Source organism: Streptomyces sp. NPDC048590 (assembly GCF_043199535.1).
GTDB lineage: Bacteria > Actinomycetota > Actinomycetes > Streptomycetales > Streptomycetaceae > Streptomyces.
This window is the reverse complement of sequence record NZ_JBICWC010000009.1, coordinates 185226-211564: the sequence shown is the minus strand read 5'-3', so window position 1 is coordinate 211564 and position 26339 is coordinate 185226. Positions and strand designations below refer to the sequence as shown.

Below are 26339 nucleotides of genomic sequence, written 5' to 3'. Positions count from 1 at the left end.
TCCGGTAGCTGAAGAGCTGTAGGTGAGGCCCGTCCCCTTCGGGGGGCGGGCCTCACTCGTGTGCGGGGGTGCTGGTCCGCGCAGGCGGGAGTCAGGGCGTCACGGTGATGTTGGTCAGTCCGTTGCCGCCGGTCACCGTGTTGCTGCTGTACACGGTGGTGCGGCAGCTGTCGCCGAGGTTGGTGACATTGACGGCGAGCCGGGCGGGGCCGGTGGCGCCGGTCAGGTCCGAGGTGTTGCCGCGGAAGACCGTGCCGCACCCCCATCCGCTCTGCTGGGTGTGGGTCTCGTATCCGTTGTTCGTGGTGCGCGTGCCCTTGTTGTTCTCGACCAGCACGTCGTTGCCCTTCACGTCGACCCAGGAGTCGTCGTAGTTGGCGCCGGTGAGGCCGCCGCCGTCGAAGGTGTTGCCGATGATCCTCGCGCCGGTGGTGCCCTCCTTGATGTCGACGTTCTCCCCGCCGACCCCCGGGCCGATGGTGTTGCCCGTGATCAGTGCCCTGTCGCTGCGGTCGGTGAGATCGCCGGCCGATCCGACGTACACGCCCTCGCCCATGCCGCGGCCGTTCAGGCCGGTGTCGAAGATCCGGGAGTTCTTCAGCACCCCGTCGACGCTGGACGTCCGGAAGTGGACGCCCTCCATGTCGAGGTCGTGCACGGTCACGGAGTCGATGACCACTCCGGCCGCCGCGTCGGTCACGATGCCCTTCTGGCCGCCCGTGACCGTCACGCCCCGCACCGTCCAGTAGGACGCGCCGTTCAGGTGCAGTCCGTAGCCACCGCCCGCGGTCAGGACGGCGGCCGGGGAGCCGGTGAGGGTGATCCGCGCGCCCGGGGTACCCGGGACGGTCACCTTGAAGTTGCCGGTGTAGGTGCCGTCGGCGAGGCGGATGGTGTCACCGGGCGCCGCGGCGGCGAGCGCCGCCTTGAGCTGGGCGGCGGTACCCACGTCGACGACCGTCGCCGCGTGCGCCCCGCCGGCGCCGGCCAGGGGCAGGGCGCACGCGGCGAGTGCGGCGGTGAGCAGGGCGGGGGTGTGCGTGCGGGTGCGCATGGGGGGCCTTCCCGTCGGAGGTCGGGGGATCTCGTACGCGGGCAGCTCGTGGGCGGAGGCGGTTCCGCGTGTGCGGCGGAGCGCTTCGCGCACACGGAAGGCGGGTCTCGGACACCCGGGAGGGGTCCTCGTACGTGAATGCGGGGCGAGGCTCTGAAACTGACCGTGACGCTAGAGGTGTAAGCGTGAGCACGTCAAGGTCTGGACCAATGCGCCCGTCGCGGCGCCGGACAGAGGAAACGTGTGGGATACACGAGTAACTGACGGCTCGTAACACGTGCTTGCCAGGATCCCCGCAACGTCAGGAACACCAGGGGAGCCAGGGATGACACACGCCTCGAACGCCTCGCACGACCCTTCCGTCGCCGGGGGTGCCAGCCGCCGGACCTTCCTCCGCAACGTCGGACTCACCAGCGGCGCGGGCGCCATGTTCGCCACCATGGGGGCGCTCGGGCTCGCCCCCACCGCCCAGGCCGCGTCCCGCGAGCCCGCCTTCCGCGCCCCGAGCACGGGCGACTTCTCGCTGAAGGGGAGGGCGGCCGCGAAGGTGGTCGTCGTGGGCGGAGGCATAGCCGGCCTCACCGCCGCCTACGAGCTGGGCAAGGCGGGCTACGACTGCACGGTCCTGGAGGCCCGCGGGCGCACCGGCGGACGCAACTTCACCGTCCGCGGCGGTGACTCGACCACCGACACCTACGGCAACCGGCAGACCGCCCGGTTCAGCGAGGGCCAGTACATGAACGCGGGCCCCGGCCGGATCCCGCAGTGGATGGTCACCCTCGACTACTGCCGCGAACTCGGCGTGCCGGTCGAGGTGTTCACGAACGAGAACGCCAACGCCTACATCTTCAACGAGAAGGCCGGCATGAAGGCGCCGGTCCGCTACCGCACCGCCAAGGCCGACATGTACGGCTACGTGGCCGAGCTCCTCGCCAAGGCCGACGACATGGGCGCGCTCGACCGGCAGATCACCGCCGATGACCGCGAGCGGCTCCTGGAGTTCCTCAAGGAGTTCGGCGACATCGGGGACACCCTCGACTACACCGGAAGCTCCCGGCGCGGCTACCGCGTCGACCCGGCCGCCGCGGGCACCCCCGGTGAGGTGCTCGGCTCCGTACCGACCGCCTCCGAGGTCTTCGCGAGCGGGGTGGGCCGCTACTTCTCCTTCGAGTTCGAGTACGACCAGGCGATGCTGATGTTCCAGCCGGTCGGCGGGATGGACCGGATACCGGCCGCGCTCACCAAGGCGGTGGGCGAGCGCAGGATCCGTACCGGGGCGGCCGTCACCGACATCACGAACACGGCCCACGGAGTCCAGGTCACCTACACCCAGGGCGGCCGCACCCGGCGGCTCGAGGCGGACTACTGCATCGCCGCGCTCCCGCCCAACATCCTCGCCAAGACCTCCCACAACCTCGGCCCGGCCGTCCAGGGCGCCCTGGAGGCATGCAAGCCCTCCTCCGCGGGCAAGATCGGACTGGAGTACCGGAGCCGCTGGTGGGAGAGCGACCACCGGATCTTCGGCGGAATCACGGAGACCGACATGGACCTCTCGCACATCTGGTACCCGTCCTACGGACACCTGGGCGAGCGCGGCACCGTGATCGGGTACTACAACACCGGCTCCAACGCGGACGCCTACGCCGCCCTCACCCCCCGCGAGCGGGAGGCCAGGGCCCTCGCCCAGGGCGTCAAGATCCACGGTGAGAAGTACCGCACGGAACTCGCGACGTCCTTCTCCCACCACTGGCGTCAGACCCCCTACCTGGAGGCGTCCTGGCACTCCCTGTCGGGCGGCCCCGACGCCCCCGCCTTCGCACCGCTCAACAGCCCGGCCGGGCATGTGTACTTCGCCGGTGACTACCTCAGCCACACCGACGCCTGGCAGCACGGGGCGTTCACCTCCGCCCGGAAGGTGGTGACGGAACTGCACAGCCGGGTCCTCGCCTGACCACGGGGAAAGCGGCGCGGCCGGGAATGCCGGGGCCGGGCGGGGTGTTCTTGTCGAGGAACACGAGGAGGAGCGGTAACCGTGCCTGATCCGCAGAGTTTGTACGAATGGGAACCGAAGGGCCTGGCCGTCGTAGACATGGCCCTGGCCCAGGAGTCGGCCGGCCTGGTCATGCTCTACCACTTCGACGGATACATCGACGCGGGTGAGACCGGTGAGCAGATCGTCGACGGCCTGCTCGACACGCTGCCGCACCAGATCGTGGCCCGTTTCGACCACGACCGGCTCGTCGACTACCGGGCGCGCCGCCCGCTGCTGACCTTCAAGCGCGACCGGTGGACGGCGTTCGAGGCACCCACCCTCGACGTCCGGGTCGTGCAGGACGCCACGGGAGCGCCCTTCCTCCTGCTGTCCGGACCCGAGCCGGACGTGGAGTGGGAGAGGTTCGCCGCCGCCGTGGAGCAGATCGTCGAGCGGCTCGGTGTCCGCCTCGCGGTCAACTTCCACGGCATCCCCATGGGCGTCCCGCACACCCGGCCCGTCGGCCTCACCCCGCACGGAAACCGCACCGACCTGATGCCCGGGCACCGAAGCCCGTTCGACGAGGCGCAGGTTCCCGGCTCCGCCGAGGCGCTCGTCGAGTACCGGCTGATGGAGGCCGGGCACGACGTCCTCGGTGTGGCCGCCCATGTGCCGCACTACGTCGCCAGGTCCGCCTACCCGGACGCCGCGCTGACCGCGCTGGAGGCGGTCACCGCGGCCACCGGACTGGTCCTGCCGAGTGTCGCGCACACCCTGCGCACGGAGGCGCACCGAACCCAGACCGAGATCGACCGGCAGGTCGGCCAGGGCGACGAGGAGCTCGTGTCGCTCGTCGAGGGGCTGGAGCACCAGTACGACGCGGTCGCCGGCGCCGAGACGCGGGGCAACCTCGTCGCCGAACCGGCCGACCTCCCCTCGGCGGACGAGATCGGTCTTGAATTCGAACGCTTTCTCGCCGAGCGTGAAGGCGACGCCTGACCGGGCCTCCGGCCGGACCCGGCCGGAGGCCTTCAGGGCATCCCTTAGGCTCGGCGCATGCTGAAAGTGGGCCTGACCGGCGGAATCGGCGCCGGCAAGAGCGAAGTGTCCCGGCTTCTCGCGCGGTACGGAGCCGTGGTGATCGACGCCGACCGGATCGCACGGGAGGTCGTGGAGCCCCGGACCCCGGGGCTCACGGCCGTCGTCGAGGCGTTCGGGCCCTCGGTCCTGAAGCCCGACGGCTCCCTGGACCGGCCGGCCCTCGGCTCGGTCGTCTTCTCCGATCCGGCTGCCCTCGCCAGGCTCAACGCCATCGTCCATCCGCTGGTCGCCGCTCGTTCCGCCGAGCTGGAGCGCGCCGCCGGGGCCGGTGCGGTCGTCGTCCACGACGTCCCGCTGCTCACGGAGAACGGCCTCGCGCCGCTCTACGACCTCGTCGTCGTCGTGGACGCGCACCCCGACACCCAGCTCGACCGGCTCGTACGGCTGCGCGGCATGACGGAGTCCGACGCACGCGCCAGGATGGCGGCGCAGGCCACCCGCGAGGAACGGCTGGCCGTCGCGGGCATCGTCATCGACAACGACGGACCGCTGGAGAAGCTGGAACCGCAGGTCCAGGAAGTCTGGTCGCGGCTCACCGCGCGCGCCGCCGAGGGGTGAGCGACACCCCGCCGGAATACGCGCACCCGCCCGGATGTTGCAAGGCCGACCGCGAAGGGAAGGACAGGGGCGTGCCCGAGAGGAATCCGGAAACCCATGTGATCGACTTCCGTGCGGCGGAGCAACTGCTGGCCGCGCGGGACCCGCAGGGCGCGGTCAAGCTGCTCGACTCCGTGATCGCCGCCCACCCGGAGAACACCGCGGCCCGGCTCCTGCGGGCCCGGGCGTTCTTCGCCGCAGCCCAACTGCGCCCTGCCGAGCTCGAGTTCGAGCTGGTACTGGAGCGTGAGCCGGACAACGCCTTCGCCCACTTCGCCCTGGCCCGCACCTTCCAGCGCGCCGGCCGCCCCGAACAGGCCACCCGCCACTTCCGGCTGGCCGCCGCGCTCGACCCGAATCCGGAGTACCTCCGGGCCGCACGCTTCGACGACCGGCCCTGACCGGCCCCGGCCGGCTCAGCGGCCGCCGGGCGTGTCCCCGGGCCCCGGCCGCCCGCGCCGGTCGGGTTCGTACGGCGGCACGTCCCGGCCGGGCTGGTAGTGCGGGCCCTGGCGCACGCGCCGGACGACGACGCACAGGTCCGTGACCGCGATCAGCAGCAGCACCCCGCAGGCCACCGCCCAGCCGGTGCGTCCGACGGTCACGAAGGCCGCCAGGCCGAGGGCCGCCCAGAGGGTGCCCCACAGACTCAGCCAGAGTCGCATCCGCAGGGGGCTGCGAGCGGTGGACGGTTCACTTCCGGTACGCATCGCCATCTCCTCCCCTCCAGCATCACCCCGCGGTGGGGCGTACGGAAACCGGTGGGAAATAGCGGCGTGGGCGCAGCGCCGGTGCCCGCCCTTCCGGCCGCTCCGACCGTCCGGCCGCTCTCCCCGTCGTGCCGGGGAACGCGCCTTTCGGTCCGTACGTTCCGTCAGGTATGAGCGGACGGCTGGTACGCGAGGGGCACACAGGTACGGGACCCGGGTCGATCACACCGGACGGCTGCGCGGTCGAGTTGTACTCACGGCTGTCCGCCGGCGCCGAGCCGGAGGTGATCGCCTCGGTGCTGGACCCCGGGGCCACCGTGCTCGAACTGGGCTGCGGGGCGGGCAGGGTGACGCACCGGCTGGTGGAGCGGGGCTTCGAGGTGACGGCGGTGGACGAGTCCGAGGGGATGCTGGAGCGTGTCCGCGGCGCCCGTACGGTCCTGAGCTCCATCGAGACCCTCGACCTGGGCCGGGAGCGGTTCGACGCGGTGGTGCTCGGCTCGTTCCTGGTGCACACGGCAGATCACCGGGTCAGGGACGGGCTGCTCGCCACCTGCCGCAGATATGTGAAGGACGGCGGTGCCGTACTCGTCCAGCGGGAGGGCGCCGACTACCACCGCGATCTGCCCAGGGAGCGGGAGGACCGGGAAGCGGGATGCGTCATCCGGATCCTTTCGGCCCAGCCCCTGGGGGACGGGGTGGACGAGGTGCGGGCGGAGTACGTCTTCGAGGACGCCCGCTGGACCCAGACCTTCCGGTCCCGGGAGCTGAGCGTCGAGCTCTTCGAGGCGCATCTGGCCGGGGCCGGTCTGCCCGTGGACCGCTACCTCACGCCGGACGGTGTGTGGGTGCTGGCGCGCCCCGGGGCGTCCCGCGACACCGGGACCGCCTGAGCGAGTTCGTGGAACGGGCCTCACGGGGCGATGAGTTTCGGAGCGGCGCACGGTCCGACCATCTGTGAACGCCGGGAGGTGCGGCGGCAGGAGCCGCCGGCCGCACCGGCGCACGTCATCCGTGACGCTCCCGAGGAGACAGCCGTGTCCGAGACCACCGCACCCACCCCGCTCGCCGCCCCCGCCGCACCGCGCCGTGGGCGGGCATCCGCCGCCCTGACCGGGGCACGGGTGCTGCTCGCGCTGTTCCTCGGCTTCAGCGCGGCGGCCAAACTCGTCGCCCACGAGTCGGCGGTCGAGTCCTTCGGCCGCATGGGCTGGGGCGACGGGGCCATGTACACGATCGGCTGCCTGGAACTGGCCGGAGCGCTGGGTCTGCTGGTGCCACTCCTCGCCGGTGTCGCGGCCGTCGCCCTCGCCGGACTGCTGGCCGGTGCGTCCGTCGTGCAGCTCACGCTGCTCGACCCGCCGAACGCCGTCATGCCCGCACTGCTCGTCGTCCTCGTCGTGCTGATCGCCAGGGACCGCCGGGACGCCACCGGGGAGCTGTTCGCGCTGCTCGGCGGGCGCGGTGGCCGCGCCCCCGGCGCGGGTCAGTGGACGAAGCGGTAGCTGCGCCAAGGGGCGTTGCGCGGGGAGTTGATGTCGGTGAAGGTGGTGGCGACATAGGTCGTCCCCCCGCCGGAGCAGTCGGGGGTCGGGTAGAGGATCATGTCGATCTTGGTCTCGTTGACGACCTCGCGCGCACCGTCGCCCTCCATCTCGTGGCAGCCCTTGACCGACGGGCTGTTCACGCTGACGACCTCGTCCTCGGCGGTCCGGTACTCGACGGGGCCGACCGCCGTACGCCCGAGCCCCGAGCAGCCCGTGGCGGTCAGGCAGAGCACCAGGGCCGCACCGGCGGCGATGCCGGTACGTCGGCGGAGTACGGCGGGGGCTGCGGTGACGGGCATGGGCGGGATCCTCGTCTGCTCGTCCGGCTCGTCAGTGCGTCACGTCCGGCTCGTCGGTACGTCACAGGGACGTGCTGGCGCTGGCCACCCTGCCCGGTCCGGCCGGCGCGGGCACCCGGTACGCGGCCGGCCGGGGGCTCTGGCACCCGGACGGGGGTTCGAGAATGGGCCAATCGGGCATATCGTGTTAATAGGGCGTGACAGGTGGGTGCCGTGTGCACCCGGTAGGCAGGGGGCCGTGATGGTCCAGGTTCTGTTGATCGCAGTGGTGGTCGTCCTTCTGGGCGGCATGGTCTATGCCATGGCCGCGGCCCGGGTGGTGAAGCAGTACGAACGCGGTGTGGTGCTCCGGCTCGGCCGACTCCACGACGCGGTGCGCCCACCGGGGTTCACGATGATCGTCCCGGGCATCGACCGGCTGCGGAAGGTGAACATGCAGATCGTGACGATGCCCGTGCCGGCCCAGGACGGGATCACGCGGGACAACGTCACGGTTCGTGTGGACGCGGTGATCTACTTCAAGGTGGTGGACCCGGCGAGTGCCGTGATCCAGGTGGAGGACTACCGCTTCGCGGTCTCCCAGATGGCTCAGACCTCACTGCGTTCGATCATCGGCAAGAGCGATCTGGACGATCTGCTGTCCGACCGCGAGAAGCTGAACCAGGGGCTGGAGCTCATGATCGACAGCCCCGCGGTGGGCTGGGGCGTGCAGATCGACCGGGTGGAGATCAAGGACGTCTCCCTGCCGGAGACCATGAAACGGTCGATGGCGCGGCAGGCCGAGGCCGACCGTGAGCGGCGCGCGAGGGTGATCAACGCCGACGCGGAGCTGCAGGCGTCGAAGAAGCTCGCCCAGGCCGCCCAGCAGATGTCCACGCAGCCCGCGGCGCTCCAGCTGAGGCTGCTGCAGACCGTGGTCGCGGTCGCGGCCGAGAAGAACTCCACCCTGGTCCTGCCCTTCCCGGTGGAGCTGCTGCGCTTCCTGGAGCGTGCTCAGCAGGGGCAGCAGGCCCAGGCGTCGGAGCCCGCCGCCCCGGAGCCTGTGAGCCCTCCGCCCGAGAACGCGGGGGCCGCCACGGAGCCCGTACCGGAGTCGTCCGGGACGGATGGGGGCACCGGCGTCGACCTCGTGGACCCGGCCATGGACCGCACCGGCGCGGACCTCGTCGACCCAGCCATGGACCCGGCCGGGACGGGCGTCGCGGGCCGGTCCGCCCTGGACCCGTCCGCCCTGGACCCGTCGGTCACGGAACAGACCTTCACGGACCAGCCCTTCCCCGACGCGCCTCTCCCAGTGGCTGGGGCGGAACCCGAGGCGGACCCGGACCCCGACCCCGGGAGGCCGCCGGAAACCGGTCCCGGCCGGCCACGGGGCCGTGCCCGCAAGGGGCCGCTGACCCGCCACTGAGCCGGGCCGGGGCGTCGGGGTGGTGCCCGCTCCGGCGCCCGGCACGGACGGCCTGACCCGGCCCGTACGGCCTGACCCGTATCGGTGCCGTCGGCGCATGCGGGGGCTGCTCCGCCCGCGCCGGCCCTGGCACCCCTGCCCGTCGCCCTCTCGCCCTCTCGCCCTGTCGCGCCGTCGACGGGCAGCCGCAGCCCGCACCGCACCCATGCCTCCCGCCCGCACCGCACCTGCCCCGGCGTCCGTGTCCGTCGGCCCGCCCCCAGCCCGCCGTGAGGTGGCCGGGGCGGGTGGTGTCACACCCCGCGCCTAGACTCGCGGGAACAGGACAAGTGCGACGGACCGGAGCGGGAGGGGGTGGGTGAAGTGGAACGGCGGACGCCCGACGCCATCGTCGACCGGCTGCTGAGATGCGCGGCAGTCTTCCTCCCCGCCCCGATCCCGCGGGACGGGCGCATCGTCTTCTGGGACCCGGACGGGACCGTCGGCCTCCCCGACAGCGATGCCGTGGGCTCCCCCGAGGAAGCGGGCGGACCGGACCTGACGGCCACCGAGCTCACCGTCGTCGGCGGTCGCGGTACGGACGGCGTCAGCACCCGCACCGTGCCCGGTGCGGAGCTCCCCCTCATGGAGGCGGTGCCCCTGCTCGCCGCTGCCCGGCACCGCGCCTCGGCGCACCCGGCGACCAGGGCCTGGGGGGCGGCAGCCCTGCACGCACTCACCCTCGTGGCCCGCGGCAGGCTCCTGCCCGGGCTCACCCCTGACGGCCACGACGCCTGGCGGGCCGGGCCGCGCGACGCGGAGGACATCGCCCATCTGCGGGCCGTGGCCGCCGCCATGCCCGTCGAGGGGCACGCCGTCCCGCTGGACGGCACGCCCCTGCGGCTCCCCGAACCCCGCGCTCTGCTCGGTGCGTTCCTGGACGCGGTGGCCGACACCCTGCCGCGGACCCCCGCCGCCGCCCACGCCATGGGCGCCCCCTTCGCCGCCCGTGAGCCCCAGTACCTCCCCGACGCCCGGGCCTGGGCGGTGGAGGTGGCGTCGGGCCTCGACGCCGGGGTCCGTGTCTCCCTCCGGCTCGACCTCTCCGCGTACGAACTCTTCGACACGCATGAGCCGGCGGCCGTGGACGCGCCCGCCGCGCGCCAGGCGGCGGCGGCCATCACCCAGGTGCACAGCCTGGCCGACCCGACATACGTCACCGACGCGGCCACCCTCTGGGCCGGAGAGGCCGGCGAGCCCTTCGGTCCCAGGGCCCGGATCGACGCCGTGCTCGCGCTGCGCCGCGCCGCCCGCGTCTGGCCGCCCCTCGAGCGGCTGCTGGACCAGCCCGTCCCCGACGTGCTCGCCGTCACCGAGGACGAGCTCCTCGAGCTGATCGGCGCGGCCGGTGCGCGGCTCGCGGCGGCGGGCGTCGCGGTCCACTGGCCGCGGGAGCTGGCCCGGTCCCTCACCGCGACTGCCGTGGTCCGGCCCGCGCCGGGGTCGGCGACGGACGGCACCTCGTTCTTCGACGCCGAGCATCTCTTCGCGTTCGACTGGCAGCTCTCGCTCGGGGAGGACCGGCTCACCGAGGCGGAGATGGACACCCTGGCCGAGGCCCACCGGCCGGTGGTGAGGCTGCGTGACCAGTGGGTCGTCGTCGACCCCGCTCTCGTGCGCAAGGCCCGCAAGCGGCAGCTCGGCCTCCTCGACCCGGTGGACGCCCTCGCCGTGGCCCTCACCGGAAGCGCCGAGGTCGACGGCGAGCAGGTCGAGGCCGTGCCCGCCGGCACCCTCGCCGCGCTGCGCACCCGCATCCTCGACGAGGACGCCACCCTCCCGGCACCACCAGGCCTCCACGCCACCCTCCGCGACTACCAGCTCCGGGGCCTGGCCTGGCTGGACCGCATGACGTCGCTCGGTCTCGGCGGCTGTCTCGCCGACGACATGGGCCTGGGGAAGACGATCACCGTCATCGCACTCCACCTCCACCGAGCCCACGACGCCCCCACCCTCGTCGTCTGTCCGGCCTCCCTCCTCGGCAACTGGCACCGCGAGATCAACCGCTTCGCCCCCGGCGTGCCCGTGCGGCGCTTCCACGGGACCGACCGCGACCTCGGCGGCCAGGACGGCGGATTCGTCCTCACCACCTACGGCACGATGCGCTCCGGCGCGGAGCAGCTCGCCGCCCACACCTGGGGGCTGGTCGTCGCCGACGAGGCCCAGCACGTGAAGAATCCTCACTCCTCCACGGCCAGGGCACTGCGCACCATCCCCGCCCCGGCCCGGGTCGCCCTGACCGGCACCCCCGTCGAGAACAACCTCTCCGAGCTGTGGGCGCTGCTCGACTGGACCACGCCCGGGCTGCTCGGACCGCTCAAGGCCTTCCGCGCCCGGCACGCCAGGATCGTCGAGAACACCGGCACCGCCGCGGGCCTGGGCAACGAGGAGGCGGTCGAGAGGCTCTCCCGGCTGGTCCGTCCCTTCCTGCTGCGCCGCAAGAAGTCCGACCCGGGCATCGCCCCCGAACTGCCGCCCAAGACGGAGACCGACCACCCCGTCTTCCTCACCCGGGAGCAGGCCACGCTCTACGAGGCGGCGGTCCGCGAGACGATGACCCACATCGAGCAGTCGGAAGGCATCGCCCGACGAGGGCTGATCATGAAGCTGCTCGGGTCGCTCAAGCAGATCTGCAACCACCCCGCGCAGTACCTGAAGGAGGAGCCGACCCGGCTCGCCGGCCGCTCCGGCAAGCTGGCCCTGCTCGACGAACTCCTCGACACCATCCTGGCCGAGGACGGTTCCGTCCTGATCTTCACGCAGTACGTCTCCATGGCCCGGCTGCTCTCGGCCCACCTCGCCTCCCGCGCCGTCCACTCCCAGCTGCTGCACGGAGGCACGCCGGTGCCCGAGCGCGAGCGCATGGTGCGGGATTTCCAGTCGGGCGAGGTACCGGTCTTCCTCCTCTCCCTCAAGGCCGCGGGCACCGGGCTGAACCTCACCCGGGCCGCACACGTCATCCACTACGACCGGTGGTGGAACCCGGCGGTCGAGGAACAGGCCACCGACCGCGCCTACCGCATCGGGCAGACACAGCCCGTCCAGGTCCACCGGCTGATCGCCGAAGGGACGGTCGAGGACCGGATCGGTGAACTCCTCGAGTCCAAGAGGGTCCTCGCCGACGCGGTCCTCGGATCCGGCGAAGCGGCCCTGACCGAACTCAGCGACCGTGACCTGGCCGACCTCGTCTCGCTGAGGCGGACGCCATGAGCGCGGGTCCCACGGCCCGCCCGGGCCCCGACGACCTCCGGCGTACCTTCGAAGCGGTTCCCGCCCGAGCCGCCGACGCCGAAGGCCCCTTTGCCGACAGCTGGTGGGGCCGCGCCTGGGTCCAGGCCCTGGAATCCCTGTCGATGGACGAAGGCCGGCTCGCCCGCGGCCGTACGTACGCGGACGGCGGCCATGTCGCGGCGATCACCGTCACCCCCGGCAGGGTCATCGCATACGTCCACGGCAGCCGCCCCCGCCCCTACCGCGCGGAGCTGCGCCTGCGGACGTTCCCCGCCACCGACTGGGACAGCTTCCTGGACGCAGTCGCGGCCCGGCCTGGCCACCTCTCCGCGCTGCTCGACAAGGAGATGCCCCACTCCCTGGTCGACACGGCCGGCGAGGCTGGCATCCGGCTCCTGCCCGCCTCCGGCGATCTCGACCCGGACTGCTCCTGCCCGGACCGCGGCCTGCCCTGCAAGCACGTCGCCGCGCTCTGCTACCAGACGGCACGGCTGCTGGACAGCGACCCGTTCGTCCTCCTGCTGATGCGCGGCCGGGGAGAGCGCGAGCTCCTCGACGAGCTGGGCCGCCGCAACGCCGAACACTCCGCCCGCGAGCGGCCCGGAACACCCGCCGTGCCCTCGGTCGCGGCCGACGAGGCCCTGGCGGAGCGCTTCCTGCCGCCGCTGCCACCACCGCTCCCCGTACCGCCGTATCCCGGTGAGCCGCCGTCCTACCCGGAGCTTCCCGGCGCGCGCGATCCGCTCGGCCTGGACCACCTGGCCACGGACGCTGCGGCCCGCGCCCACACGCTGCTCACCACGGGGGAGGACCCGCTCGCCGGCACCGACGTCTGGCACGACGCCGTACGCATCGCCGCGTCCCGGCCCACCGCGGGACTCACCGCCACGACCAGGGCGCTCTACCGCGAGCTGGCCTACGCCACCGGCCGCAGCACGACCGACCTGGCCCGCGCCGTGGCGGCCTGGCGGCAGGGCGGAGCCGAAGGACTGGAGACGCTCCAGACCCCGTGGGACCCCCCGGCGGGCCCGTTCGACCGGGCCAGGCCGGCCCTCGTCGCGGCCGGCTTCCCCCGCTTCCAGCCATGGCGCAACCGGATGACCAACACCTCCGGCACCCTGCAGCTCCGCTTCGGCCGCGACCACCGCTGGTACGGCTACGAGTCCGACCCGGGCGAGGACGACTGGTGGCCCAGGGCCACGCCGGACGCCGACCCCGTGGCCGCGCTCACCGCGCTGCGCGGCTGAGCCCCGTCCGCCGGCCCGTCAGCTCCCCGCGAAGACCAGGAGCGCGATGATCAGGACCGCGCAGAGTGGGAGCACCACCCAACGGGCCCTGCCGACGGACTCGTTCTCGCGGTCGGCCATCCCGCGGTCGGCTCCGTGGGCGGATGCCAGGTGCTCCCACGCCATGGCGTCGATCCTCCGTGTGGTCAGCAGGGACGGCGACCAGCCGCAGTGCGCGCAGACCAGGAAGTCGCGGTAGGGGGCGTACCGGAAGTCGCGCTCGACGTTCACCGTGAACACCTGGTCACCGGGGCCGATGGCGGTCAGGTGGCGTATCGCCGCCCCCATGGAGGTCGCTCCCTGCTCGTGTCCGTCCGAGAGCGTGCCCTGACACCGGGCAACGCTGCCGGACATCCGCGGCCCGGCAGCGGAACCGTAGCCGATCGGCGACGGCCGCTCGGGCCTGCCCGGCGACGGGAGGACCGTCCGCGCTATCCCGGGACACCCGGGAGGCAGACCCCGCGACCGGCGAAGAAGCGTTCGAAGACGGGCAGGGGGAGGGTGGCCGCGCGGGTCACCGCGGTCGTACCCGACGGGTTGTGGAAGTGGACGCCGGCGCCGTCCGCCGTACGGGAGGTGACCAGCACGAGGTGGCCCCCTCTGCCAGGAGCGGGCCGCTCCGGGTGCCGGATGCCGTAGTGCACGGATGCCATCACCGTCCGCCCCTGGTCCAGCAGTTCCAGGATCCCGGCGGGGGAGAGGCGCGGGTGGACGACCGCGTCGAGACCGTGGGTCTCGGCCACGTACCGGGCGAACGGCGCGTAGACGAGCCCCTTGATCACGCCGTCGCCGTCCTCCGTGTACCCGCCGTACGCCAGCGTCCCGTCCCGCAGGGCGAACAGCGACGGCGCCCCGGAGCCGAGCGCCATCCGCAGACAGGCCATACCGCACAGATGGCCTGCCCAGCGGGCGTACTCCTCCGGGGACTTCGCACCTGACTCCGCCCAGCGGGGGTCACCCGCCGGATCGAGTCCGCCCTCCACGATCGCCTCCACCAGACCGGGCGAGACGAACTGCGTGTGCACTGGGGCGGGGCAGGCGGTACAGGTCACTGACGATATCCGTCCAGGAAGCGGCCGATGCGGCTGATCGCCGCGTCCAGATCGTCGGCGTGCGGAAGGGTGAGGATACGGAAGTGGTCCGGACGCGGCCAGTTGAAGCCGGTGCCCTGCACCACCTGGATCTTCTCCCGCAGCAGCAGGTCGAGGACGAACCGCTCGTCGTCGACGATGTGATGGACCTTCGGGTCGATGCGCGGGAAGGCGTACAGCGCACCCTTGGGCTTCACGCAGGAGATTCCGGGGATCTCGTTCAGACGCTCCCAGGCCCGGTCGCGCTGTTCGTGGAGCCGGCCCCCGGGGGCCGTGAGTTCCCGGATGGACTGCCGCCCGCCGAGCGCGGCCTGGATGGCGTACTGCGCGGGGGCGTTGGGGCACAGTCGCATCGAGGCGAGCATGGTCAGCCCCTCCAGATAGCTCGCGGCGTGCTGCCGCGGCCCCGACACCACCATCCAGCCCGAACGGAACCCGGCGACGCGGTACGTCTTGGACAGCCCGCTGAAGGTGAGGCAGAGCAGGTCGGGAGCCAGGACGGCCGCACTGTGGTGCTCGGCGTCGTCGTAAAGGATCTGGTCGTAGATCTCGTCGGCGAAGACCATGAGGCCGTGCCTGCGAGCGAGGTCGAGCATGCCTTCGAGGACCTCGCGGGGGTAGACCGCGCCCGTCGGGTTGTTCGGGTTGATGATCACCATCGCCCGGGTGCGATCGGTGATCTTGGCCGCCATGTCGGCGAGGTCGGGGTTCCAGTCCGCCGCCTCGTCGCAGGTGTAGTGCACGGCCTTCCCGCCCGCCAGCGTGGTGACCGCGGTCCAGAGCGGATAGTCCGGGCTCGGGACGAGGATCTCGTCGCCGTCCTCGAGCAGCCCCTGTACGGCCATGGAGATGAGCTCGGACACCCCGTTGCCGAGGAAGACGTCGTCCACGTCGACATCGGCCAGGCCCATCGCCTGGTAGCGCTGGGCGACGGCGCGGCGCGCGGACAGGATGCCGCGCGAGTCGGTGTACCCGTGAGCCCGCGGCAGCATCCGGATCATGTCCTGGACGATCTCCTCGGGCGCCTCGAAGCCGAAGAGCGCGGGATTGCCCGTGTTGAGGCGGAGCACACTGTGACCCGCCTCCTCAAGCGCGTTGGCCTGCTCGATGACCGGGCCCCGGATCTCGTAACAGACCTCGTTGAGCTTGCTGGACTGCCGGAACTCCATGCGTGCCTCCCCGACCCGATTGCGATACTTGGTTTTACCAAGCTCGGGCTTGGAAAGTCCAACAACATGTCTAGACTGCGGCTCATGCCACGTCAGCAGCAGCCCGCCCGCCCTGCCCGCCGCCGGAGTTACGACCAGTTCTGCGCCACCGCCCGCGCCCTGGACGCCGTCGGCGACCGGTGGACCCTGCTGATCGTCCGTGAACTGCTGGCCGGGCCGCGCCGTTACACGGATCTGCACGCCGACCTGCCGGGAGTCAGCACCGACGTACTGGCCTCCCGGCTCAAGGACATGGAACAGGGAGGACTCGCGGTGCGCCGCCGCCTGCCGCCGCCCGCAGCCGCCTCCGTCTACGAGTTGACCGAACGCGGCCGCGGACTCCTCCCGGTACTCACCGCGCTCGCCGGATGGGGTGCGCCCGCGCTCGGCGAGCGCCGCCCCACGGACGCGCTCAGGGCGCACTGGTTCGCACTGCCGCTGCTGCGCTCGGTCGAAGCACTCACCGAGGCCGGGGTCGTCGAGGTCAGGCTCCCGGAAGGGGCGTTCCACCTGCGTACCGGCGTCGAGGCGGAGGGGCGGGACGTCTACGGGTACGGTCCCGCCGACCGTCCCGACGTGTGCCTGGTGCTGGGCGAGGACGCGGCCCTGGACCTGGCCCGCGGGGCGTGCGCCCTGGCGGATCTGGTCGGGACGGGGCGGGCGCGGGTGCAGGGCGAGGGGCCGCTCGCCGCCGCGCTCCGCGGCGGGAGCTGAGAGCCCGCGCGTGGCGGCGTGCGGGCGGAACGGCCCTGTGAAGGGCCCCCGGAGAGAGGGGTTCGGCGAGGCGGCCCCGCGAAACGGCCCCGGGAAAGGGTCAGTTGGCGGGAGTGTCGCCGTACGCGCCGAAGCCCGACACCACCAGGCCGTCCCGGAGGGTCAGCACCTCGCTCACCCTGCCGCCGATCTGGTTGAGGTAGTCGATCACCAGCGCGTCCACACTCGCCCGTACGTCCATCACCTCGAACCTCAGGTCGGGGATCTTCTCCAGGCCCGCCGCCCAGTAGGCGCGCAGGGCGTCCTTGCCGTGCACCGTGCCGGCCGGATCACCCGTCAGCCGGGCGATCATGGGCGAACTGAAGGTCACATCGTCGTGGTAGTGAGCCAGGATGCGGTCCAGGTCGTGGGAGTTCCAGTCTTCCTGCCACCGGGCGGCGAAGCTTCGCGCGAATTCGAGGTCCATGCGGATCATGATGCGGCAGGGCGATGATGGACGGGTGCGTTTCGAACCCATCACCTGGGACCGGCTGGTCCGTGCCCTCGCCGCCCATGCCGACGGCCTCGAACCCGCGGACGGCGGCGCCTGGCTGAAGATCGGCATCGACGGGGCCCCCGCGGCCCGTCCGGCAGAGCCCGCCGAGCGGCTCGCCGAAGCCCTGCGGGCCCGGGGCCGTGCGGTGCTCACCGTCTCCACCGGCGGATTCCTGAAACCGGCCAGCCTCCGCTACGAATACGGCAAGGAGGACCCGGACTCCTACGCCGACAGCTGGTTCGACACCGGAGCCCTGTGGCGCGAGGTCTTCCGGCCGCTGGAGCCGGGCGGAAGCGGACGAGTCCTGCCGGACCTCTGGAACCCCCGCACCGACCGGGCGACCCGCAGCCCCTACCAGGAGCTCCCCGAAGGAGGTGTGCTGATCCTGCACGGCCCGCTGCTCCTCGGGCACTGGTTCCCGTTCGACCTCGGCGTCCATCTGAGCCTCTCGCCGGGCGCGCTACGGCGGCGTACGGAGGAGGGCGAGCGCTGGACACTACCCGCCTTCGCCCGGTACGAGGACGAGGTCGCGCCCGCCGAACGCGCGGACACGGTCGTCCGGGCCGACGACCCGCGCCATCCGGCCTGGACCGGGCTCGGCTGACGGGCTCGCGGATCGGCGGACGCGAGGGGCACGCAGCCGTCAGGCCGGGCTGCCACCGAACGCAGCGACCTGCACCGGCCTCGTGCGCCGGACGCCCCGTGCCGCACAGCGGGCGCCACGGGACCCCGCCGTCGTCAGGCCGGCCGGGCGCCGACCGTGGCGACCGCCTCCGCGCCGGCCCTGCAGCCCGCCTCCGCGGCCGCGACCTCGTCCGCGCCCGCCAGGAGCGCCGCGAGGAAGGCGCCGGTGAAGGCGTCACCGGCACCCGTCGAGTCGACCGGGGCGGGGACCGGCACGGCGGGCAGGCGGGCGGTCACCGTGCCGCCCGCCGCCAGCACGACCCCCCGGTCCCCGAGCGTGACAGCGACTCCGGCGACGTGCCGGCTCAGCTTCGCCGCCGCGTCGGCCGGATCCGGCAGGCCGGTCAGTTCGACCGCCTCGTCCGCGTTGGGCAGCAGGAGATCGGCCCCCTCGACGAGGTCGAGGAAGGGGCCGGCGCCCATCCCGGAGAGGAAACCGGCCGAGGCGGGATCCACGCTCACCGCGACTCCCCGCTGCCGAGCCTCCCGCAACGCGATCGACGCAGTCCGTCTGCTCACCGGACCGAAGAGGAGGTAGCCGGACAGGTGCAGGCGTGCCACGCCCCGGAGCAGGGCGGGTGACCAGTCTTCCGGGGCCAGACGCAGGACCGCCCCGCTGTCGGTCAGGAACGTCCGCTCCGCGGAGGCGTCGACCAGCGCCACCACCGTGCCCGTGGCGGCGGTCCCGTCCACCGGCAGCAGCGGCCGCACCCCCGCCCGGACCAGCGCCTCGTGGTGCCACGCCGCGGAGTCCGCCCCCGCCCTGGCCAGCAGCCGCACGTCCGCGCAGCCCGAACGCGCCGCCCAGCACGCCACGTTGGCGCCCGAACCGCCCGGCGTCGTGGTGATCCTCGCGGGCGTGTCCGTGCCATGCGCGGGCGCCGCTCCGTGCCGTACGACCACGTCGGTGACCACCTCCCCGACCACGAGAAGGCCGCCCCGGTTCACCACCGGGCCCACTCCGCGGCGATCAGAGCCGCGAGGCGCACGTTTCCGCGTACGGCCGCGAGATTGGCCTCCAGCGACGCGCCGCCGGTCTCCCGCGTCAGGTGCTCCAGCAGGAAGGGGGTGACGGCCTGGCCGGTGACGCCGTTCTCCCGGCACGCCTCCAGGGCTCCGGCGAGTGCACGGTCGTGCAGCGCGGGATCGAGTTGCTCGTCCTCGGGTACCGGGTTGGCGACGATCAGCGCCGAGGGCGGTCCGTCCAGTTCCCGCCGGGCCCGGATCACGGCGGCGACCTCCCGCGGCGTACGGACCGTCCAGTCGACCGGTTCGCCCGAACTGCTGAGGTAGAAGCCCGGGAAACGGTCCGTGCCGTAACCGAGCACACCGACACCGAGCGTCTCCAGCCGCTGCAGGGTCGCGGGCACGTCGAGGATCGACTTCACGCCGGCGCACACCACCGTGATCCCGGTCCGCGCGAGGAGCCGGAGGTCCGCCGACTCGTCCTGCGTCGTGGTCCACCCGCGGTGCACGCCGCCGAGCCCGCCGGTGGCGAAGACCTCCAGACCGGACCGTGCGGCGAGGAAGGCGGTCGCGGACACGGTGGTGGCCCCGCTGGCGCCCAGGGCCAGGGCGGGCGCGAGATCCCGGTGGCCCAGCTTGCGCATCCCCGGATCCTCGGCGACACGTTCCAACTGGTCGGCCGACAGGCCCACATGGGCACGCCCGTCGAGCACCGCGATCGTCGCGGGGGTGGCCCCCGCCTTCCGTACGAGCTCCTCCAGTTCCCGGGCGGTATCGAGGTTGCGGGGCCGTGGCAGGCCGTGCGAGATGATCGTCGACTCCAGTGCCACGAGGGGCCGTTGCTCTTCGAGGGCCTCCCGCACCTCCTCGGAGACAACGGTTGGGTGGCGACCGGTTTCCCATGACGGACGTGCCGATGGATTCTGAGGCATGCCCCATCCCTGTCGCCGGCGCACCGCCCCCAAACCCGGAGGCCGCGCCGGGACGGGACACCGCCCCCTCAGACGCCCGCGGCGTCCTTGCCGGGCGCGGGGCGGGCGAGTGACCGGCGCAGGGCCAGCGCGGCCATCGGCAGCAGCAGGCAGGCCGCCGACGCGTTGAGCCACCCGTAGCCGAGATGGGAGACGATCACCCCGGCCATCGCCCCGCCGACCCCCGCGGCCGTGTTCATCGCCAGGTCGGACAGCCCCTGCGCGGCGGCCCGGGAGGACTGGGGGACCGACTCGGTGAGCAGGGCCGAACCGCCTACCAGACCCGCCGACCAGCCGAGCCCCAGGACGAACAGGCCCGCGGCGGTCCTCGCGTGCGCGCCACCCGACGTGCCCGCGAGCACGGCGGCGCAGCACATCAGCCCCGCGGCGAGCCCGATGACGGTGAGCCGGCCCGCCTTGTCGGCGATCCGGCCCATCAGCGGGGAGAAGGCGTACATGCCCGCGATATGCCCGCTGATGACCAGCCCGATCAGCTGGATGCCGGCTCCGTGGTGCCCCAGATGGACGGGGGTCATCACCATGACGGAGACCATCGCGGTGTGGCACACGGTGACGGTCACCAGCGCCAGCCGGGCCATGGGCGAGCTTCGCACGGCCTCCAGACCCGCCCTCAGTGAACGCTTCGAGGCGGTCGTGGTGTCCTCGGGTGAGAGGGCGCGCGCGGTGAGGAGCGGATCGGGGCGCAGCAGTACGGAGACCAGGACACCGGTGAGCAGGAAGATGCCGGCCGCCCAGGCGAACGGTCCCGCGGTCTCGGGGACGGCGGTTCCCCGGAAGAGCCGGCTCGCCGGGGAGGCGATGTTGGGGCCGAGCACCGAACCGATGGTGGTGGCCCAGACGACGGTCGAGATGGCCCGTGCCCGCCGGTCCGGTTCGGCGAGGTCGGCCGCGGCGAACCGGGCCTGGAGGTTGGCCGACGAACCCGCGCCGAACCCCGCCATCCCGAGGAGGAGCAGCGGGAAGCTGTCCACCACGGTCGCCGTCACCACCAGGGAGGCGCCCAGGGCCCCGATCAGGTAGGCGAGGACCAGACCCGGGCGCCTGCCGCGCGAGGTCATCAGCGCGGCGAGCGGCAGGGAGAGCAGCGCCGTGCCCGTCACCGAGGCGGTGGGGGCGAGCCCTGACAGGGCCTCGGAGCCGCTCACCTCGGCGGCCAGGACGGGTGCGAGGGCGATACCGATCGCCACCCCGAGCCCGCCGAGGATCTGGCTGCCGATGAGCACGGCGGAGGTCCTGCGCCGGAGCGCCGGAAGGTCCGCGGCGGTGAGACGGGAGGCGGGGAGGGCATTCGTCACCGGCGCAGTGTGCCAGCTCGCACGCCCGTACGGAACGGGGCCTTTTCAGTCGTTCCCGGCCTCCGCCGGCGGCTCCCGGGACGCGCCCGGGAAGCCGGCGGTGCTCAGAACAGCGGCTGCGGGAGTATCCCCTCCAGCGCCAACAGCTGCCGCTTGGTCTCCAGCCCGCCGCCGAACCCGCCGAGCCCGCCGTCGCTCTCCACCACCCGGTGGCAGGGGACGACCACGGGCAGCGGATTGGAACCCATGGCCGCCCCAACGGCCTGGGCCCCGTCCGGCCGGCCCACACGGCGCGCCAGGTCCCCGTAGCCCACGACCGTCCCGAAGGGGACCCCCGCGGCCAGCTCACGGAGCACCGCGCGGTGGAAGCCGGAGATCAGCGACCAGTCCAGAGCGAGGGAGAACTCCCGCAGCTCCCCGGCGAGGTACGCCGCGACCTGCTGCTCGGGTGTGGCCAGCAGGGTGGAGCCCGGAGCCTCCACCGGCTCCGCGCCCAGCCGGTCGCGCAGCCGTCCCAGAGCCCGGTCCCGGACCGCGGGGCGCGCGTGGAAGACCACGTTCACCAGCCCGGTGGGCGTCGCGGCCAGCAGCAGGGGGCCGATGGCGCCCTGCACCACGGACCACTCCACGACCAGTTCACCGTTCCCCATGCGACCACCGTACGGCGGCCCACCGACAACGCCGCACCCGCGAGCTCTCAGCGGGTGGCGTCCCGGACGACGTCGGGGGTGTTGGTGATGATGCCGTCCACGCCGAAGCCGGCCACCCGGGAGGCGTCCGCCGCGGTGTTCACCGTCCAGGTGTTCACCTGGAGCGGCTTTCCGTGTGCGCCCTTCAGCTTCCGCACCGCCGCGACGTAGTCCGCGTCGATCGACGTGTACGACGGATTGATCTGGTCCGTGAACGCCGCGTACGTCGGGAGGTCGGCCACCGCCGGGGTGCCGAGGAAGCCCGTCACGACGTCCGGACGCAGGGCGTGGACAGTTTTCACACTCTCTGCACCGAAGCTCTGGACGATCAGGCCGCGCCTGACGTGATTCCGGTCGAGCCACCCCTCCTCACGAAGGACGCGCAGCGTCTCCTTCTCGATCCCGGGGTAGATCTCCGGGCTCTTGATCTCCAGGAGCAGCTTCTGGTGGTTGCGCTCCAGGCGGTGCACGTACTGCGTGAGGGTCGGGACCCGGGCACCGGCGAACCGCGCGTCGAACCAGCTGCCCGCGTCCAGCTTCGCGATCTCCGCCGCGGTGAAGTCCTTCACCGCCCAGGGAGCCCGGTCGGGGAAGACCTCCTCGGCGTCGGTGGTCCGGCCGAGAGTGGTGTCGTGCACGACGACCAGCACACCGTCCCTGGTGAGCTGCACGTCGTTCTCCACCCAGTCGATGCCCAGGTCGTCGGCGGCGTCCACCGCCGCCAGGGTGTTCTCCGGCGCGTAGGCGGAGGCGCCGCGGTGGGCGTAGACCACGGGGGAGTCCTGGGAGGGCCGGGCCTGCGCCTGGGCGGCGGGGGCGGACACGCAGGCGCCGACGAGGATGGCGACGGCGACGGAGACGGATGCTGTGCGTACGGACACGTGTACTCCTGGCATCGGGATACGGACACGGAGAGGTTCGCATCCGATGCCCAACGCGGGGGTGGACGATGGTGGCCATGTTGTGAACGGACTGTCGGCGACCTGGGCGGAGGAGGGCCCGAAGGCGGATAAAATGCCGTTCGTACGTTTGCTTGCCGGGCCTTGCCCCTTAGGGTCACCCCGAACCCGGGCACACCGCGAAGGGCATACCAGCATGCAGGGCACAGTCGACGGTTTCACCTACGGCCTCGTGACACCCGTCACGGCCTTTCTGATGGCGTGCCTCGGTGCCGCTCTCGGTCTCCGGTGCACCAGGCGGTCCCTCCGTACGCGCGGGGCGTCCAGAGCCGGCTGGCTGGGCCTGGGGGCGACCTCCATCGGATCCGGCATCTGGACGATGCACTTCATCGCGATGCTGGGCTTCACCGTCCGCGAGGCACCCGTGGGCTACGACAGGCCGCTGACCTACGCGAGCCTCGGCGTGGCCGTGCTGATGGTCGGCATCGGCATCTTCCTCGTCGGCTACCGCGGCGCGACCCGCATGGCGCTCGTCACCGGCGGGACCATCACCGGTCTCGGCATCGCGTCCATGCACTACCTCGGCATGGCGGGGATGACCTTCGACGGAAGGTTCGAGTACGACACGCTCACCGTCGCCTTCTCCGTCGTCATCGCCGTGGTGGCCGCGACCGCCGCGCTCTGGGCCGCCGTCTCCGTCCACGGCTTCCTGCCCAGCCTCTGCGCCAGCGTGGTCATGGGGGTGGCGGTGAGCGGGATGCACTACACGGGCATGGCCGCCCTCCAGGTGCACATCCACCCCGACACCGCCCCGGCACCGCCCGCCGAGGAACCCACCTCGCTCCTGCTGCCGTTGATGATCGGCCCCGGCTGCTTCCTGCTCCTCGCCGCCGTGGTCCTGATGATCGACCCCCTGATGGTGACCGGCTCCCCGGAAGGGGCGGGCCGGCGTCCGGGCCACGACCCCCGGCGCGGGGGAGGGCGGATGACCTCGATCCCCGTGCGCGGCGGGCACGCGCCGCTCTACGAGACCGCCTCGCGCAGGGCTTACAGGCAGCCCCGGGACCGCTGACCGACGCCGTTGTCAGTGGGTGGCCGTACCGTGGTTGCATGCGGCCAGTCTCGAAGATCGAACGTTCGGTGGCGCCTTTCGAGGTCATCAGTCCCTACCAGCCCAGCGGCGACCAGCCCACGGCGATCGCCGAGCTGGACCGGCGTGTCCGCGCGGGTGAGAAGGACGTCGTCCTGCTCGGCGCCACCGGTACGGGCAAGTCGGCGACGACCGCCTGGATGATCGAGAAGCTGCAGCGCCCGACCCTCGTGATGGCGCCGAACAAGACGCTCGCCGCCCAGCTGGCCAACGAGTTCCGCGAGCTCCTCCCGAACAACGCCGTCGAGTACTTCGTCTCGTACTACGACTACTACCAGCCCGAGGCGTACGTCCCGCAGTCGGACACCTACATCGAGAAGGACTCCTCGATCAACGAGGAGGTCGAGCGGCTCAGGCACTCCGCGACGAACTCCCTGCTCACCCGGCGCGACGTCGTCGTGGTCGCCTCCGTCTCCTGCATCTACGGCCTGGGCACCCCCCAGGAGTACGTGGACCGCATGGTCCAGCTCAAGGTCGGCGACGAGATCGACCGCGACCAGCTGCTGCGCCGGTTCGTCGAGATCCAGTACACCCGCAACGACCTGGCGTTCACCCGTGGCACCTTCAGGGTCCGGGGCGACACCATCGAGATCTTCCCGGTCTACGAGGAGCTCGCCGTCCGCATCGAGATGTTCGGCGACGAGATCGAGGCGCTGTCGACCCTCCACCCGCTCACCGGCGAGGTCATCAGCGAGGACCCCGCGCTCCACGTCTTCCCGGCCAGCCACTACGTCGCCGGGCCGGAGCGCATGGAGAAGGCGGTCAGCGGCATCGAGAAGGAGCTGGAGCAGCGCCTGGCCGAGCTGGAGAAGCAGGGCAAGATGCTGGAGGCCCAGCGGCTGCGCATGCGCACCACGTACGACATCGAGATGCTCCGCCAGATCGGCACCTGCTCCGGTGTCGAGAACTACTCGATGCACTTCGACGGCCGCTCGCCCGGTACCGCGCCCAACACCCTCCTCGACTACTTCCCCGAGGACTTCCTGCTCGTCCTCGACGAGTCGCATGTGACCGTGCCCCAGATCGGCGCGATGTACGAGGGCGACGCCTCCCGGAAGCGGACCCTCGTCGACCACGGCTTCCGGCTCCCCTCCGCCCTGGACAACCGCCCGCTGAAGTGGGAGGAGTTCCTGGGGCGGATCGGCCAGACGGTCTACCTCTCCGCCACACCCGGCAAGTACGAGATGTCGCGCGGCGACGGCTTCGTCGAGCAGATCATCCGGCCCACCGGGCTCGTCGACCCGGAGGTCGTCGTCAAGCCGACGGAGGGCCAGATCGACGACCTGGTCCACGAGATCCGCGAGCGGACGGAGAAGGACGAGCGCGTCCTGGTCACCACCCTCACCAAGAAGATGGCCGAGGACCTCACGGACTACTTCCTCGAGCTCGGCATCCAGGTCCGCTACCTCCACAGCGACGTCGACACCCTGCGCCGCATCGAGCTGCTGCGTGAGCTGCGCTCCGGTGAGTACGACGTCCTGGTCGGCATCAACCTGCTGCGTGAGGGCCTCGACCTCCCGGAGGTCTCGCTGGTGGCCATCCTCGACGCCGACAAGCAGGGCTTCCTGCGTTCGGGCACCTCTCTGATCCAGACCATCGGACGTGCCGCCCGTAACGTCTCCGGTCAGGTCCACATGTACGCCGACAAGGTCACCCCGGCGATGGCCCAGGCGATCGACGAGACCAACCGCCGCCGTGAGAAGCAGATCGCCTACAACACCGAGCGGGGGGTCGACCCGCAGCCGCTCCGCAAGAAGATCAACGACATCGTCGCCTCCATCGCCCGTGAGGAGGTCGACACCGAGCAGCTGCTCGGCACCGGCTACCGGCAGGGCAAGGACACCAAGGCGCCCGTCCCCTCCCTGGGGGCCCAGGCCGCCCCGGCGGCCAAGGGGAAGAAGAAGGGCGCCGTGGCGGTCACGGACCGGCCGGCCGCGGAGCTCGCGGGGATCATCGAGGAGATGACCGACCGCATGCGGGCGGCCGCGGCCGACCTGCAGTTCGAGGTGGCCGCACGGCTCCGCGACGAGGTGGGGGAGCTCAAGAAGGAACTGCGTCAGATGCGGGAGGCGGGGCTCGCCTGACCCGTGGGGCGCGCAGTGTTGCAGGACCGACACAAAATGGGCCCATCACTCCTTCCCGGCTCCGGGGACTGCGTAGGGTGCGGGGAAACCGCACACCGATGGTTGCGGGGCAAGCGGAGAGGGGACAGCGCGTGACGGTCAACATGACCAAGGGCCAGGCCATCAGCCTGCAGAAGAGCGACGGGGGGACCCTGACCGCGGTACGGATGGGACTCGGCTGGCAGGCGGCTCCGCGTCGCGGGCTGTTCGGCTCGCGCACCCGGGAGATCGACCTGGACGCCTCGGCGGTCCTCTTCGCCGACAAGCAGCCCGTGGACGTCGTGTTCTTCCGCCACCTCGTCAGCGACGACGGCTCGGTCAAGCACACCGGCGACAACCTGGTCGGCGGCGCCGGCTCGGGCGGCGACGACGAGGCGATCCTCGTCGACCTGCAGCGCGTCCCGGTCCACATCGACCAGATCGTCTTCACGGTGAACTCCTTCACCGGCCAGACGTTCCAGGAGGTGCAGAACGCCTTCTGCCGCATCGTCGACGAGACCAACGGCCAGGAGCTCGCCCGGTACACGCTGGACGGCGGCGGGCAGTACACCGCGCAGATCATGGCGAAGGTGCACCGCTCCGGCGGCGGATGGCAGATGACGGCCCTCGGCAACCCGGCCAACGGCAGGACCTTCCAGGACCTGATGCCGGCGATCCTGCCGCACCTGTAGGCACACGGGACCCGGGGCACCCCCGGGTCCGCACCACCGCACGAGCAGCTCCCGGAGGCACGGCCGCCGGGAGCTGCG

The 26339-nt window shown here is 72.2% G+C and carries 26 protein-coding genes; 14 read left to right on the top strand and 12 right to left on the bottom strand.

Going from position 1 to position 26339, the window contains the following annotated elements; genetic code table 11:
* Positions 1–91: 91 nt before the first annotated feature.
* Positions 92–1054, bottom strand: a complete 963-nt coding sequence (locus ACGFNN_RS25955; protein WP_393559384.1) for a right-handed parallel beta-helix repeat-containing protein — start codon at positions 1052–1054, stop codon at positions 92–94.
* Between the two features lie 427 nt (positions 1055–1481).
* Between ACGFNN_RS25955 and ACGFNN_RS25950 the strand changes: the two genes are divergently transcribed.
* From ACGFNN_RS25950 to ACGFNN_RS25935, 4 genes are all read left to right on the top strand, one after another.
* A complete protein-coding gene (locus ACGFNN_RS25950; protein WP_393559612.1) occupies positions 1482–3005 on the top strand; it encodes a flavin monoamine oxidase family protein in 1524 nt (507 codons plus the stop codon).
* A gap of 81 nt (positions 3006–3086) precedes the next feature.
* A complete protein-coding gene (locus tag ACGFNN_RS25945; protein ID WP_393559382.1) occupies positions 3087–4025 on the top strand; it encodes a PAC2 family protein in 939 nt (312 codons plus the stop codon).
* A gap of 57 nt (positions 4026–4082) precedes the next feature.
* The gene (gene coaE, locus ACGFNN_RS25940) at positions 4083–4685 is read left to right on the top strand and encodes a dephospho-CoA kinase (RefSeq protein WP_393559380.1); all 603 of its coding nucleotides are present in this window, start codon (positions 4083–4085) and stop codon (positions 4683–4685) included.
* A gap of 71 nt (positions 4686–4756) precedes the next feature.
* Complete coding sequence (locus ACGFNN_RS25935; protein ID WP_362542959.1) at positions 4757–5125, top strand: tetratricopeptide repeat protein; 369 nt, start codon at positions 4757–4759, stop codon at positions 5123–5125.
* A 15-nt stretch (positions 5126–5140) separates the two neighbouring features.
* Here ACGFNN_RS25935 and ACGFNN_RS25930 read toward each other — a convergent pair whose 3' ends face one another.
* On the bottom strand, positions 5141–5440 hold the full coding sequence (locus ACGFNN_RS25930) for a DUF6343 family protein (protein WP_393559379.1): 300 nt from the start codon (positions 5438–5440) through the stop codon (positions 5141–5143).
* Between the two features lie 164 nt (positions 5441–5604).
* Between ACGFNN_RS25930 and ACGFNN_RS25925 the strand changes: the two genes are divergently transcribed.
* Both ACGFNN_RS25925 and ACGFNN_RS25920 read left to right on the top strand, forming a co-directional pair.
* The gene (locus ACGFNN_RS25925; RefSeq protein ID WP_393559377.1) at positions 5605–6327 is read left to right on the top strand and encodes a class I SAM-dependent methyltransferase; all 723 of its coding nucleotides are present in this window, start codon (positions 5605–5607) and stop codon (positions 6325–6327) included.
* A gap of 144 nt (positions 6328–6471) precedes the next feature.
* Positions 6472–6939, top strand: coding sequence for a DoxX family protein (locus ACGFNN_RS25920; RefSeq protein ID WP_393559375.1), 468 nt, complete (start codon positions 6472–6474; stop codon positions 6937–6939).
* Here ACGFNN_RS25920 and ACGFNN_RS25915 read toward each other — a convergent pair.
* Positions 6921–7280 (bottom strand): hypothetical protein, encoded by a 360-nt coding sequence (locus ACGFNN_RS25915; RefSeq protein ID WP_393559373.1) that lies wholly within the window; start codon positions 7278–7280, stop codon positions 6921–6923. The genes ACGFNN_RS25920 and ACGFNN_RS25915 overlap by 19 nt on opposite strands.
* A 241-nt stretch (positions 7281–7521) precedes the next feature.
* Between ACGFNN_RS25915 and ACGFNN_RS25910 the strand changes: the two genes are divergently transcribed.
* From ACGFNN_RS25910 to ACGFNN_RS25900, 3 genes are all read left to right on the top strand, one after another.
* Positions 7522–8688 carry an SPFH domain-containing protein gene (locus tag ACGFNN_RS25910; protein WP_393559371.1) on the top strand — a complete coding sequence of 389 codons (1167 nt, stop codon included), beginning with the start codon at positions 7522–7524 and terminating at the stop codon, positions 8686–8688.
* Positions 8689–9051: 363 nt separating this feature from the next.
* A complete protein-coding gene (locus ACGFNN_RS25905; RefSeq protein ID WP_393559369.1) occupies positions 9052–11937 on the top strand; it encodes a DEAD/DEAH box helicase in 2886 nt (961 codons plus the stop codon).
* Entirely contained in the window at positions 11934–13205 is a 1272-nt protein-coding gene (locus ACGFNN_RS25900; RefSeq protein WP_393559367.1) for an SWIM zinc finger family protein, read from the top strand. The genes ACGFNN_RS25905 and ACGFNN_RS25900 overlap by 4 nt, the downstream gene beginning before the upstream one ends.
* 18 nt (positions 13206–13223) lie before the next feature.
* Here ACGFNN_RS25900 and ACGFNN_RS25895 read toward each other — a convergent pair whose 3' ends face one another.
* The 3 genes from ACGFNN_RS25895 to ACGFNN_RS25885 all read right to left on the bottom strand — a co-directional run bounded on the left by ACGFNN_RS25895 (position 13224) and on the right by ACGFNN_RS25885 (position 15504).
* Positions 13224–13532, bottom strand: coding sequence for a hypothetical protein (locus ACGFNN_RS25895; RefSeq protein ID WP_393559365.1), 309 nt, complete (start codon positions 13530–13532; stop codon positions 13224–13226).
* A gap of 143 nt (positions 13533–13675) precedes the next feature.
* On the bottom strand, positions 13676–14296 hold the full coding sequence (locus ACGFNN_RS25890) for a peptidase (RefSeq protein ID WP_393559363.1): 621 nt from the start codon (positions 14294–14296) through the stop codon (positions 13676–13678).
* Positions 14293–15504, bottom strand: coding sequence for a pyridoxal phosphate-dependent aminotransferase (locus ACGFNN_RS25885; protein ID WP_393559361.1), 1212 nt, complete (start codon positions 15502–15504; stop codon positions 14293–14295). Before ACGFNN_RS25885 ends, ACGFNN_RS25890 begins: the two co-directional genes overlap by 4 nt.
* Before the next feature lie 84 nt (positions 15505–15588).
* Between ACGFNN_RS25885 and ACGFNN_RS25880 the strand changes: the two genes are divergently transcribed.
* Positions 15589–16257 carry a winged helix-turn-helix transcriptional regulator gene (locus ACGFNN_RS25880; RefSeq protein WP_393559359.1) on the top strand — a complete coding sequence of 223 codons (669 nt, stop codon included), beginning with the start codon at positions 15589–15591 and terminating at the stop codon, positions 16255–16257.
* Between the two features lie 100 nt (positions 16258–16357).
* Here the strand turns inward: ACGFNN_RS25880 and ACGFNN_RS25875 are convergent, their stop codons facing one another.
* On the bottom strand, positions 16358–16723 hold the full coding sequence (locus tag ACGFNN_RS25875) for a nuclear transport factor 2 family protein (protein WP_365522622.1): 366 nt from the start codon (positions 16721–16723) through the stop codon (positions 16358–16360).
* A gap of 34 nt (positions 16724–16757) precedes the next feature.
* On the opposite strand from ACGFNN_RS25875, the gene ACGFNN_RS25870 reads away from it, so the two are divergent.
* A complete protein-coding gene (locus tag ACGFNN_RS25870; RefSeq protein WP_393559357.1) occupies positions 16758–17396 on the top strand; it encodes a uridine kinase in 639 nt (212 codons plus the stop codon).
* Positions 17397–17530: 134 nt separating this feature from the next.
* Here the strand turns inward: ACGFNN_RS25870 and ACGFNN_RS25865 are convergent, their stop codons facing one another.
* The 5 genes from ACGFNN_RS25865 to ACGFNN_RS25845 form a co-directional block, all read right to left on the bottom strand.
* Entirely contained in the window at positions 17531–18427 is an 897-nt protein-coding gene (locus ACGFNN_RS25865; RefSeq protein WP_393559355.1) for a carbohydrate kinase family protein, read from the bottom strand.
* On the bottom strand, positions 18421–19374 hold the full coding sequence (locus ACGFNN_RS25860) for a pseudouridine-5'-phosphate glycosidase (RefSeq protein WP_393559353.1): 954 nt from the start codon (positions 19372–19374) through the stop codon (positions 18421–18423). The genes ACGFNN_RS25865 and ACGFNN_RS25860 overlap by 7 nt, the downstream gene beginning before the upstream one ends.
* A gap of 68 nt (positions 19375–19442) precedes the next feature.
* Positions 19443–20729: an MFS transporter gene (locus ACGFNN_RS25855; RefSeq protein WP_393559352.1), complete on the bottom strand. Its 1287-nt coding sequence runs from the start codon at positions 20727–20729 to the stop codon at positions 19443–19445.
* Between the two features lie 104 nt (positions 20730–20833).
* Positions 20834–21379: a methylated-DNA--[protein]-cysteine S-methyltransferase gene (locus ACGFNN_RS25850; RefSeq protein ID WP_393559351.1), complete on the bottom strand. Its 546-nt coding sequence runs from the start codon at positions 21377–21379 to the stop codon at positions 20834–20836.
* A 47-nt stretch (positions 21380–21426) separates the two neighbouring features.
* The gene (locus tag ACGFNN_RS25845; protein ID WP_393559350.1) at positions 21427–22299 is read right to left on the bottom strand and encodes a glycerophosphodiester phosphodiesterase; all 873 of its coding nucleotides are present in this window, start codon (positions 22297–22299) and stop codon (positions 21427–21429) included.
* A gap of 214 nt (positions 22300–22513) precedes the next feature.
* On the opposite strand from ACGFNN_RS25845, the gene ACGFNN_RS25840 reads away from it, so the two are divergent.
* The 3 genes from ACGFNN_RS25840 (at position 22514) to ACGFNN_RS25830 (ending at position 26261) form a co-directional block, all read left to right on the top strand.
* Positions 22514–23389, top strand: coding sequence for an MHYT domain-containing protein (locus tag ACGFNN_RS25840; protein WP_393559349.1), 876 nt, complete (start codon positions 22514–22516; stop codon positions 23387–23389).
* A gap of 38 nt (positions 23390–23427) precedes the next feature.
* Positions 23428–25551, top strand: a complete 2124-nt coding sequence (uvrB, locus tag ACGFNN_RS25835; protein ID WP_393559347.1) for an excinuclease ABC subunit UvrB — start codon at positions 23428–23430, stop codon at positions 25549–25551.
* 131 nt (positions 25552–25682) lie between these two features.
* Positions 25683–26261, top strand: coding sequence for a TerD family protein (locus ACGFNN_RS25830; protein WP_362542899.1), 579 nt, complete (start codon positions 25683–25685; stop codon positions 26259–26261).
* The last annotated feature ends 78 nt before the right edge of the window (positions 26262–26339 follow it).